Origin of the sequence: Streptomyces triticirhizae (assembly GCF_003696235.1) — a bacterium.
GTDB lineage: Bacteria > Actinomycetota > Actinomycetes > Streptomycetales > Streptomycetaceae > Streptomyces > Streptomyces triticirhizae.
The window spans coordinates 1-9,115 of record NZ_RFFJ01000221.1 but is presented as its reverse complement, the minus strand read 5'-3'; the positions used below and the strand labels follow the sequence as shown (position 1 = coordinate 9,115).

8 protein-coding genes and 1 pseudogene are annotated in these 9,115 nt (G+C 74.6%); 5 read left to right on the top strand and 4 right to left on the bottom strand.

Features of this window, described 5'->3' with window-relative positions; genetic code table 11:
• The 3 genes from EBN88_RS25990 to EBN88_RS25980 form a co-directional block, all read left to right on the top strand.
• On the top strand, positions 1–1,214 hold a 1,214-nt coding region (locus tag EBN88_RS25990), incomplete at its 5' end, for a S1C family serine protease (protein WP_233580968.1).
• A gap of 137 nt (positions 1,215–1,351) precedes the next feature.
• Positions 1,352–1,936, top strand: a complete 585-nt coding sequence (locus tag EBN88_RS25985) for a sec-independent translocase (RefSeq protein WP_122399492.1) — start codon at positions 1,352–1,354, stop codon at positions 1,934–1,936.
• Positions 1,937–2,067: 131 nt separating this feature from the next.
• Positions 2,068–2,748 (top strand): hypothetical protein, encoded by a 681-nt coding sequence (locus tag EBN88_RS25980; protein ID WP_199742486.1) that lies wholly within the window; start codon positions 2,068–2,070, stop codon positions 2,746–2,748.
• A gap of 42 nt (positions 2,749–2,790) precedes the next feature.
• On the opposite strand, the gene EBN88_RS25975 is transcribed toward EBN88_RS25980, so the two are convergent.
• Positions 2,791–3,966: an Mrp/NBP35 family ATP-binding protein gene (locus EBN88_RS25975; RefSeq protein WP_122399490.1), complete on the bottom strand. Its 1,176-nt coding sequence runs from the start codon at positions 3,964–3,966 to the stop codon at positions 2,791–2,793.
• A 114-nt stretch (positions 3,967–4,080) separates the two neighbouring features.
• Between EBN88_RS25975 and EBN88_RS25970 the strand changes: the two genes are divergently transcribed.
• Positions 4,081–4,842, top strand: a complete 762-nt coding sequence (locus EBN88_RS25970) for a hypothetical protein (protein ID WP_122399489.1) — start codon at positions 4,081–4,083, stop codon at positions 4,840–4,842.
• A 10-nt stretch (positions 4,843–4,852) separates the two neighbouring features.
• Here the strand turns inward: EBN88_RS25970 and EBN88_RS25965 are convergent, their stop codons facing one another.
• The 3 genes from EBN88_RS25965 to EBN88_RS25945 form a co-directional block, all read right to left on the bottom strand.
• A complete protein-coding gene (locus tag EBN88_RS25965) occupies positions 4,853–5,404 on the bottom strand; it encodes a hypothetical protein (protein WP_122399488.1) in 552 nt (183 codons plus the stop codon).
• An 883-nt stretch (positions 5,405–6,287) separates the two neighbouring features.
• On the bottom strand, positions 6,288–6,410 hold the full coding sequence (locus tag EBN88_RS32465) for a hypothetical protein (protein ID WP_267902607.1): 123 nt from the start codon (positions 6,408–6,410) through the stop codon (positions 6,288–6,290).
• A gap of 102 nt (positions 6,411–6,512) precedes the next feature.
• Positions 6,513–7,271: a ferritin-like fold-containing protein gene (locus tag EBN88_RS25945; protein WP_122399485.1), complete on the bottom strand. Its 759-nt coding sequence runs from the start codon at positions 7,269–7,271 to the stop codon at positions 6,513–6,515.
• A gap of 307 nt (positions 7,272–7,578) precedes the next feature.
• On the opposite strand from EBN88_RS25945, the pseudogene EBN88_RS25940 reads away from it, so the two are divergent.
• Positions 7,579–9,115: pseudogene (locus tag EBN88_RS25940) on the top strand (DEAD/DEAH box helicase); the annotation flags it as partial.

Here is a 9,115-nt window from a genome sequence, read left to right as displayed (position 1 = left end):
CGGAGCCCGCGCCGGCCATCGCCCCGCACCGCTACAACCCCTGGGCCACGCCGCACGCCTCGCCCCCGGCGCCGCTGACGCCGGTGGCCGTGGCCCACCCGCCGTCCTCGTCCTCCGCGCCGCCGCCCGCCCGGCGCCGGGGCGCCAGGCTGGTGGCCGGCGCGGCGCTGATCGCCCTGTTGGCCGGCGTGATCGGCGGCATGGTCGGCGTCTGGCTGGAGCGCGAGGGCGCGTTCAGCGATGTGCGGCTGCCCCAGACCTCCGCCGGCTCGTCGGCCGCTTCCCGCGGCAGCATCGCCGGCATCGCCAGCGCGCTGCTGCCCGGCGTCGTCACCCTGCACGCGGCCGGCGGCCAGTCCGGCACCGGCTTCGTCCTCGACGAGCGCGGCCACATCCTCACCAACGCCCATGTGGTGAGCGGCCCGGGCGCGGCCGCCGCCGTCGAGGTCACGTTCAGCACCGGCGACACGGTGCGCGGCGAGGTGGTCGGCCAGCACGCCGGCTACGACCTGGCCGTGGTGCGCGTCTCCGGCGTCTCCGGGCTGACCCCGCTGGAGCTGGGCGACTCCGACGCGGTGCGGGTGGGGGACCCGGTGGTCGCCATCGGCTCCCCGTTCGGCCTGGCCGGCACGGTCACCTCCGGCATCATCAGCGCCACCGAGCGCCCGATCACCGCCGGCGGCGAGCAGGCCGACGGCTCCGACATCAGCTATGTGAACGCGCTCCAGACCGACGCCCCCATCAACCCGGGGAACTCGGGCGGCCCGCTGGCCGACGCCCAGGGCCGGGTGATCGGCGTCAACAGCGTGATCCGCTCCGTGGACAACGGCGGCGCCGAGGCGGGCAGCGTCGGGCTCGGCTTCGCGATCCCGATCAACCAGGCCAAGGACGTCGCCGAGCAGCTGATCAACACCGGCCGTGCCACCCACCCGGTGATAGGGGTCAGCCTGGACACCCGGTTCACCGGGGACGGCGCCCGGGTCGGCAGCTCCACCGACGAGGCGGCGGTGGTGCCCGGCGGCCCGGCGGACGAGGCCGGGGTGCGGGACGGCGACGTGATCACCGAGGTGGACGGCGAACGGGTCGCCGACTCCGACGAGTTGATCATCAGGATTCGCAGCCACCGGCCCGGCGACGAGCTGACGCTGACGATCGAGCGGGAAGGCCGGGAGCTGTTTCTCGACGTGGTGCTCGGCGAGGCCTCGGCCGAATGACCCCGGCGCCGGCCCGGGTGACGGCCGAGCCCGCCCTTCACCCGCGTTTTACCCGTTGCTGGCCCCGGTGGTCTCCCGTCCCCCGGGGAGGCCGGGGTACCGTGGCCATCTACTCGTTTGCGTGAGGGAGCTGTCAGGTGTTCTTCGATATAGGGTCCCTAGAGTTCATCACGCTGATCGTCCTGGCCATCATGGTCTTCGGGCCGGAGAAGCTCCCCAAGATGATCCGCGAGGTGGCGCAGTTCATCCGCAAGATCAGGGAGTTCTCCGACAACGCCAAGCAGGACATCCGCTCGGAGCTGGGGCCCGACTTCAAGGACTTCGAGTTCGAGGACCTCAACCCGAAGAACTTCGCCAGGAAGCACCTGCTCGACAACGAGGATCTCGGCCTGCGCGAGCTGGCCAAGGACCTCGACGTGCGCAAGGAGCTGACCGAGGTCACCGACGCGGTCAACGGTCGGACGAGTACGAGCAGGCCCGCGCGGAACAAGCCGGGCGGCGCCGCCAGGACCAGCCTCGCCAAGCAGCGCACCGGCTCCTCGGCGAAGCCGGCGGCCGCCGGCTCCGTGAAGCTGGGCAAGGACGGCGACGCCGGCTCCGTCACGCTGGCGAAGGACGGCGAGGCCGCCTCCGAGGCCGCCGCCCCCGCGCCGGCGAGCGAGCGTTCGGCCCCGGCCTCCCCGGCCGCCGACGCGACGCCGTTCGACGCCGACGCCACCTGAGTGGATTCGGCCCCTTCGGGGCATATGCCGACCTTTGGTTCCCGGGGGCGCCCGACAGGGTCGAGCCGGGTAGCTATCCTCCTCATGTCCGGGGTGTGCCCAGGACGAGGGCAATGAGGAGGCGTCGGCACATGGAGACGACGAGTCGAGCGGAGCCGCACGACGCGACAGGCGACGATCCCGGCAGGGGAGAGGTCCGGGGCGTCCCGGGCCCCCGGCCGGTGATCGAGGGGTATCTCGCGGCTGACTTTCCCTGGTACGGGCTGGACGACGCGTTCACGGGGCCCCGCTGGCTGACCCAGGTGGGCACCGGGGCGGACGGCTCCGTCGAGCACGGCGCCACCGGCCACGGCCAGGAGCCCACGCTCCGCGCCGAACTCGGCCACGAGGACCAGCGGTTCACCATGGTGGTCACCGTCGCCGAGCGGCCGGTGCGGCGCAGCCCCGACGGCACCGGCCTGCTGGAGGCCACCTCGCCGGCCTCGGCCGCCTGGCTGGCCGGCTCGGGGCTGCTGGCGTGCACCTGGCCCGCCCAGATGGAACGGGCGCTGCGCCAGGACTGGCTGGAGCAACAGACCAACATCGCCTGGGAGTTGGCGGACGACCTCGGCGGCAGCGGCTGGAGCGCGCTCTCGCTTCCGGTGGACGGGGTGCCCACCCCGTTCCACTACCGGGAGTCGGAGTACGGCTGGGTCCTCGCCGGGGCGGCCCCCCACGGGGTCCACATCGGGGCCTACGGGCGCGGAATGAGCGCCTACGGACTCGGGTTCGCCGTCATCAAGGACATCGAGAGCTACTCGGTGCGCGGCTGAGCGCCGCGCACCCAACAGCCGCCGCAGCCCCCCGCGAGGCCGTCAGAACTTGCCGCGCGGGGTGATCCCCAGGGACATCCCGGCCAGCCCCCGCTGCCGGCTCCCCAGCGAGGCGGCGATCGACCGCAGCGCCGACCCGGCGGGCGAGGCCGGGTCGGAGAGCACCACCGGGCGCCCGTCGTCGCCGCCCTCGCGGAGCCGCACATCGATCGGGATGCTGCCCAGCACCGGCACCTTGGCGCCCGTCGTCCTGGTCAGCCCCTCGGCGACCCGCTCGCCGCCGCCGGTGCCGAAGACGTCCACCAGCTCGCCGCAGTGCGGGCAGGGCAGGCCCGCCATGTTCTCCACCACGCCGACGATCTTCTGGTGGGTCTGCACCGCGATGGAGCCGGCCCGCTCGGCGACCTCGGCCGCCGCCTGCTGCGGCGTGGTGACCACCAGGATCTCGGCGCCCGGCACCAGTTGGGCCACCGAGATGGCGATGTCGCCGGTGCCGGGCGGCAGGTCGAGCAGCAGCACGTCCAGGTCGCCCCAGTAGACGTCGGCGAGGAACTGCTGGAGCGCCCGGTGCAGCATCGGGCCGCGCCAGACGACGGGCGCGTTGCCCGGGGTGAACATCCCGATGGAGATCACCTTCACGCCCTGCGCGGTGGGCGGCATGATCATGTTCTCCACCTGGGTGGGCTTGGCGTCGGTCCCCAGCATCCTGGGCACCGAGTGGCCGTAGATGTCCGCGTCCACCACGCCGACCTTGAGCCCGTCGGCCGCCATCGCCGCCGCCAGGTTCACCGTGACCGAGGACTTCCCCACGCCGCCCTTGCCCGAGGCGACCGCGTAGACCCGGGTCAACGAGCCGGGCTGGGCGAACGGCACCTCGCGCTCGGCCTGGCCGCCGCGCAGCGTGGTGGCCAGCTCCCTGCGCTGCTCGTCGCTCATCACGTCCAGCTCGACGGCCACCTCGCGCACCCCGGGCACCGCGCCGACCGCGTTCCGCACGTCGGAGGTGATGTTCTCCCGCATCGGACAGCCCTGGATCGTCAGATAGATCCCGACGGTGACTCGTCCGTCCGCCTCGACGGCGATCGACTTCACCATGCCGAGGTCGGTGATCGGGCGGTGGATCTCCGGGTCGTTCACCCGCCGCAGCGCGGCCCGCACGTCGTCCTCGGTGGGCAGGGTGCCGGTGGCGCCGGTCGCTGGGGGAATGTCGGTAGCCATGACCCCGATGGTACGGCGCGACCGCCCGGCATCGGGACCGCCCCTTTCCCGGGCTCGTCGCCTTGCCGGTACGCTGCCGCCAGCCAGCGGCCCACCGGGAGAGAGGCACTCACCGTGACAGCTCGTGTCCCCGCTCCGCGCACCGGTTGGCGCCGGCGCGCGGCGGTCGTGGTCTCCGGCCTGACGCTGTGGTTCGGCACGGTCGGCTGCGGCTCGGACGAGCCGGCCGTCGAGACCAACGGGGTCGAGGACCTGGCGCCCGAGGACATCGAGGAACGCGCCCGCACGGCCGCCGCCGACGCCGCCACCGTCCGGCTGTCGGGCACCGTGGTGGCGGAGGGCAGCTCCTACCGGCTGGACATGCGGATCGGGCCCGACGGCGGGGTCGGCGAGGTCTCGGCGGAGGGCACCACCTTCGAACTGCTGCGGGTCGGTGAGCAGATGTATGTGAAGGCCGACGCCGCGTTCTGGGAGACCGAGGGCATCCCCGAGGAGCTGGAGAGCGACCCCACGCAGAAGCTCGACGGCAAGTACGTGCTGGTCGCGCCGGACGACCCGGCCTACGCGGAGCTGAGCGGCTTCACCGAGAAGAACGCGCTGCTGGAGGCGCTGCTGGTGCTGGAGGGGGAGCGCACCACGGGGGACCGGAGCGAGGTCGACGGGGTGGCGACCATCCAGCTCAACGCGGCGGAGGGCGCCGGCGGCACCATGGACGTCTCGCTGGAGGGCACGCCCTACCCGCTGCGGCTGCACCGGGGCGGCGACGCGGGCGACCTCCGACTGACCGACTGGGACCAGGACTTCAGCCTGCACGCGCCACCGGAGGAGGAGATCGTCGACTACGGCGACGCGATGCTCCCCGACGAGTCGGACTGACGGTCCCCGTTCAGCCGCGCCGGCCGGGCCGGCTCCGGCGGCGCCGGGTGGGCAGCCCGCTGGGCGTGGCCACCCGGGTGCTGGCCGGGGTGGGCAGCGGGGCGGCCGCGCCGTCACCGTCCGGCATGGCGCCGGGCCGCTGAAGCGGCTCGCCCACCGGGCTCAGCCGCAGCACCCGGCACTCGGCGGCCCACCGCTCGGTGAGGCGCGCGGTGTCGGGCGCGTTCAGCCGCTTGCCGGCCAGCTCGGCGACGGCCGGGCCCCAGTCCGGGTCCTCGCGGTCGGGCTCGGCGACCTCGGCCGCCCAGACGACGAGGCGTCCGCCCTTGTCCTTGCTGCGGCAGCTCACGGTGGCCCGCGCGCCCGGCGTCAACCCGAGCCCGTCCAGCGGCTGTTCGCCGGGGCCGCCGACCAGCCAGACGGCGCCCTCGTGCCAGACGTGCCACAGCGCGCGGGCCGGCCCCTCGGGGCCGCGCACCCAGACCAGCGCGGACTTCCGCGCCGCCTCCTCGACCAGGGCCCGGTCGAACCCGTCCCGCCCCACCGCCGTCGCAGTCGCCATGCGGGCGAGCCTAGCGGCGCGCCCGGGCCGGCTGCCAGGCCGCGAGCAGGGTCGCGGCCAGCGCGCGCGGCTCCTCGTCCGGGTGGTCCTCGGACTCGGCGAAGGGAGTGTCCGCGAGCAGGCGGCTCGGGGAGGCGACAAGGGAACGGAGGAGGGGGGAGCGACTCCTCGGGTGGCCGGCCGACCGCGGCCAGCGCCCGCAGGGCACCCAGCCCGACCGGGGTGGGGCCGACCAACTCGGTGAGAACGGGCAGGCCGCGCGCGGGGGAGCCGGTCAGCCAGCGATGGGCGTTCGCCGCCGCCAGCCTGGTCCAGGCGTCCCGCGCCGTCAGCAGCGGCTCGACCAGCGGCAGCAGCGGGACCGCCGCCCGCCCCAGCGGCTCAAGGGCGTTGAGCGCCGGCCGCGTTGACGCCCCGGTGGTGAGCAGGTGCTCCAGCGTGCGCGGGGCGGGGCCCGCCTCGCCGGTCAGCCGGTGTCCGGCCACGGCCGCCTCGGCGGCGAGCGCCGGGTCGGCGCTCCGCGACGCTTCGCGCAGCAGCGCGACCGCCTCCGGTGGCACGGCGCCGAACTCTCCGAGCTGGCGGGCGGCCGACGGGGCCGCGCGGCCGGTGCGCACGCGGTCGGTCAGCTCCGGCAGCGCCGTGGCCCCGGCGGCCGGGCCCAGCCGGGCCAGGGCCTCCACCAGGGCGATGGCGGCGTTCCCCTCGGCGCCGGCGGCGAGTTGGCGGCGGAGCAGCGGTGTCAGACGGTCGACCGCCTCGGGAAAGGCGGAGGCGGCGGCGCGAAGGGCACGGCCGTCGGCGCTCCGGGATATCAGCCCGGGCAGCTCCCGGCACACCTCGGCGCGGACGGCGGCGGAACCGCCGCCCGCACGCGGCCCGTTCACCTCCGTGGGCTCGCCCTGAGCGAGGGCGGCGAGACCAGCTCGGGCACGTCGTCCGCCGGGCGGAAGGCACGGGTCAGCTCATGCCAGGAAACGTCGTCCAACTCGGTTGGTGGTCTCATGGTCCGCCCCCTCAACGCCGGTCGCGCCGAGCGTAACGGTCACCACTGACAGTCACGCCCGGCCGGCGCCGCCGGCGCGGCCAGCGCCCCGCGTGGCGGGGGTCAGGCCGACAGGCCCAGCGCGGCCATCCGCTTCGTGTGGGCCTCGGTGATGCGCGAGAACATGCGGCCGATCTCGGCCAGGTCGAAGCCGTCGGCGACGCCGCCGACCAGCATCGTGGAGAGCGCGTCGCGGTCGGCGACGACCCGTTGGGCCTGGGAGAGCGCCTCGCCCATCAGGCGGCGGGCCCACAGCGCCAGCCGGCCGCCGACCCGGGGCTCGGCCTCGATCGCCGCGCGGACCTTCTCGACCGCGAAGGTCGCGTGCCCGGTGTCGTCGAGCACCCGCAGCACCAGGCCCCGGGTGTCGGAGTCGAGACGGGAGGCCACCTCGCGGTAGAAGTCGGCCGCGATGGCGTCGCCCACATACGCCTTGACCAGGCCCTCCAGCCAGTCGGACGGCGCGGTCAGCCGGTGGAACTCGTCGAGCGGCGCCGCGAACGGGGCCATCGCCTCCGTCGGGTCCTCGTCGATCTGCCGCAGCCGCTCGGTGAGCTGCTCGAAGTGGTGGAACTCGGCCGACGCCATCCGGGCCAGCGCCGCCTTGTCGGGGACGCCGGGCGCCAGCTTGGCGTCCTCGGCCAGCCGCTCGAAGGCCGCCAGCTCCCCGTAGGCCAGCGCGCCCAGCAGGTCCACCACGGCGGCGCGGTAGCGCGGGTCACGCGACGCCTCGGCCCAGTCGCTCGCGGCGATCCCCGTGAGCGCCGTCTCGGCGGTCGGTTCGGGGGCGGCTTCCTCGGCTGGGTTCTGCGGCGTCTCCATGGCCAAGCAGGATAGTCCCAGGGCAGGCCACCCACGCCCCCTCGGCCTGGCCGGCCTCCCGGGGCCGGGCAGCCGGAACGCGCCCTGACACTTGTGCGGCGTTCCGGGGTACAGTGCTAAGGAGACTCGCCCGGGTGTGGCGGGTCCTGATTCCCAAGCTGGAGTCTCCTGGGCCCGGGAAGACCGGAGCCTCAGGGGCCCTGCGGATGTCCGGTCGGTGCCCCGATCGGCTCCGAACGTGACCAGCCCTCACACGGTTCGTGCCCCCCGCACGGGCCGCGATCCGAGGGACCCGCTCGCGCGGTGCGTGCGCTTGAGCGAGACGACCGGGTCCCGCGCCCGCCGGCCGGCCCCGCAAGGGCCGCCAGGAGGCGGCGCGGTCCACAGACCCGCCTCGCCGCCGTGTGCCGCGTCACACAGAAGAGGCAACCACCCTGTCCGCTACCACCACATTCCGAGATCTCGGGATTCTGCCCGAGACCGCCGAGGCCCTGGAGGCCGTCGGCATCACCACCCCGTTCCCCATCCAGGAGATGACGCTCCCCGTCGCGCTCGCCGGAGCCGACGTCATCGGGCAGGCCAAGACCGGCACGGGCAAGACCCTCGGCTTCGGGCTGCCGCTGCTGGAGGCCGTCACGGTGCCGGCCGACGTCGAGGCGGGCCGGGCCACCCCGGAGCAGCTCACCGACGCGCCCCAGGCGCTGGTCGTCGTCCCCACCCGTGAGCTGTGCCAGCAGGTGACCAACGACCTGCTCACCGCCGGCAAGGCGCGCAACGTCCGGGTGCTGTCCATCTACGGCGGCCGCGCCTACGAGCCGCAGGTCGAGGCGTTGACCAAGGGCGTCGACGTCGTCGTCGGCACCCCGGGCCGGCTGCTGGACCTGGCCGGCCAGCGGAAGCTGCGGCTGACCGAGATCCGCTGCCTGGTGCTGGACGAGGCCGACGAGATGCTCGACCTCGGGTTCCTGCCGGACGTCGAGAAGATCATCGAGCGGCTGCCGGCCAAGCGGCAGACCATGCTCTTCTCCGCCACCATGCCCGGGCAGGTCATCGGGCTGGCCCGGCGCTACATGAACCAGCCCACGCACATCCGCGCCACCGCACCCGACGACGAGGGCGCCACCGTCGCGAACACCGCCCAGCACGTCTACCGGGCCCACTCGATGGACAAGCCGGAGATGGTGGCGCGCATCCTCCAGGCCGAGGGCCGTGGCCTGGTCATGGTCTTCTGCCGTACCAAGCGCACCGCCGCCGACGTGGCCGACCAGCTGACCAGGCGGGGCTTCGCCGCCGCCGCCGTCCACGGCGACCTGGGCCAGGGCGCCCGCGAGCAGGCGCTGCGCGCGTTCCGCAACGGCAAGGTCGACGTGCTGGTCTGCACCGACGTGGCGGCCCGTGGCATCGACGTGGACGGCGTCACGCACGTGATCAACTACCAGACGCCCGAGGACGAGAAGACCTATCTGCACCGGATCGGCCGCACCGGCCGGGCGGGCGCGGCGGGCATCGCCGTCACGCTGGTGGACTGGGACGACATCCCGCGTTGGCAGCTGATCAACAAGGCGCTGGGGCTCGCGTTCCCCGACCCGCCGGAGACGTACTCCACCTCGCCGCACCTCTTCGCCGAGATGCGCATTCCCGAGGGCACCAAGGGCACCCTGCCGCGCGCCGAGCGCACCAGGGCGGGCCTGGACGCGGAGGAGGTCGAGGACCTCGGCGGACCGCAGGCCCGGCGGGGCGGGCGGCGCGGCGGGCCTGCCAAGTCCGTCGCCGAGGAGCCCAGGCGCGCCGCCCGGCCCAAGCGGCAGCGGCGCCGGACCAGGGGCGGCGAGCCGCTCGCCGGA

What these genes read in the sequence shown, in the direction of transcription:
- EBN88_RS25980 (WP_199742486.1), top strand. Translation starts at nt 2,068, where the DNA reads ATGGAGACGACGAGTCGAGCGGAGCCGCACGACGCGACAGGCGACGAT.
- EBN88_RS25975 (WP_122399490.1), bottom strand. Translation starts at nt 3,966, where the DNA reads ATGGCTACCGACATTCCCCCAGCGACCGGCGCCACCGGCACCCTGCCC.
- EBN88_RS25965 (WP_122399488.1), bottom strand. Translation starts at nt 5,404, where the DNA reads ATGGCGACTGCGACGGCGGTGGGGCGGGACGGGTTCGACCGGGCCCTG.
- EBN88_RS32465 (WP_267902607.1), bottom strand. Translation starts at nt 6,410, where the DNA reads ATGAGACCACCAACCGAGTTGGACGACGTTTCCTGGCATGAGCTGACC.
- EBN88_RS25945 (WP_122399485.1), bottom strand. Translation starts at nt 7,271, where the DNA reads ATGGAGACGCCGCAGAACCCAGCCGAGGAAGCCGCCCCCGAACCGACC.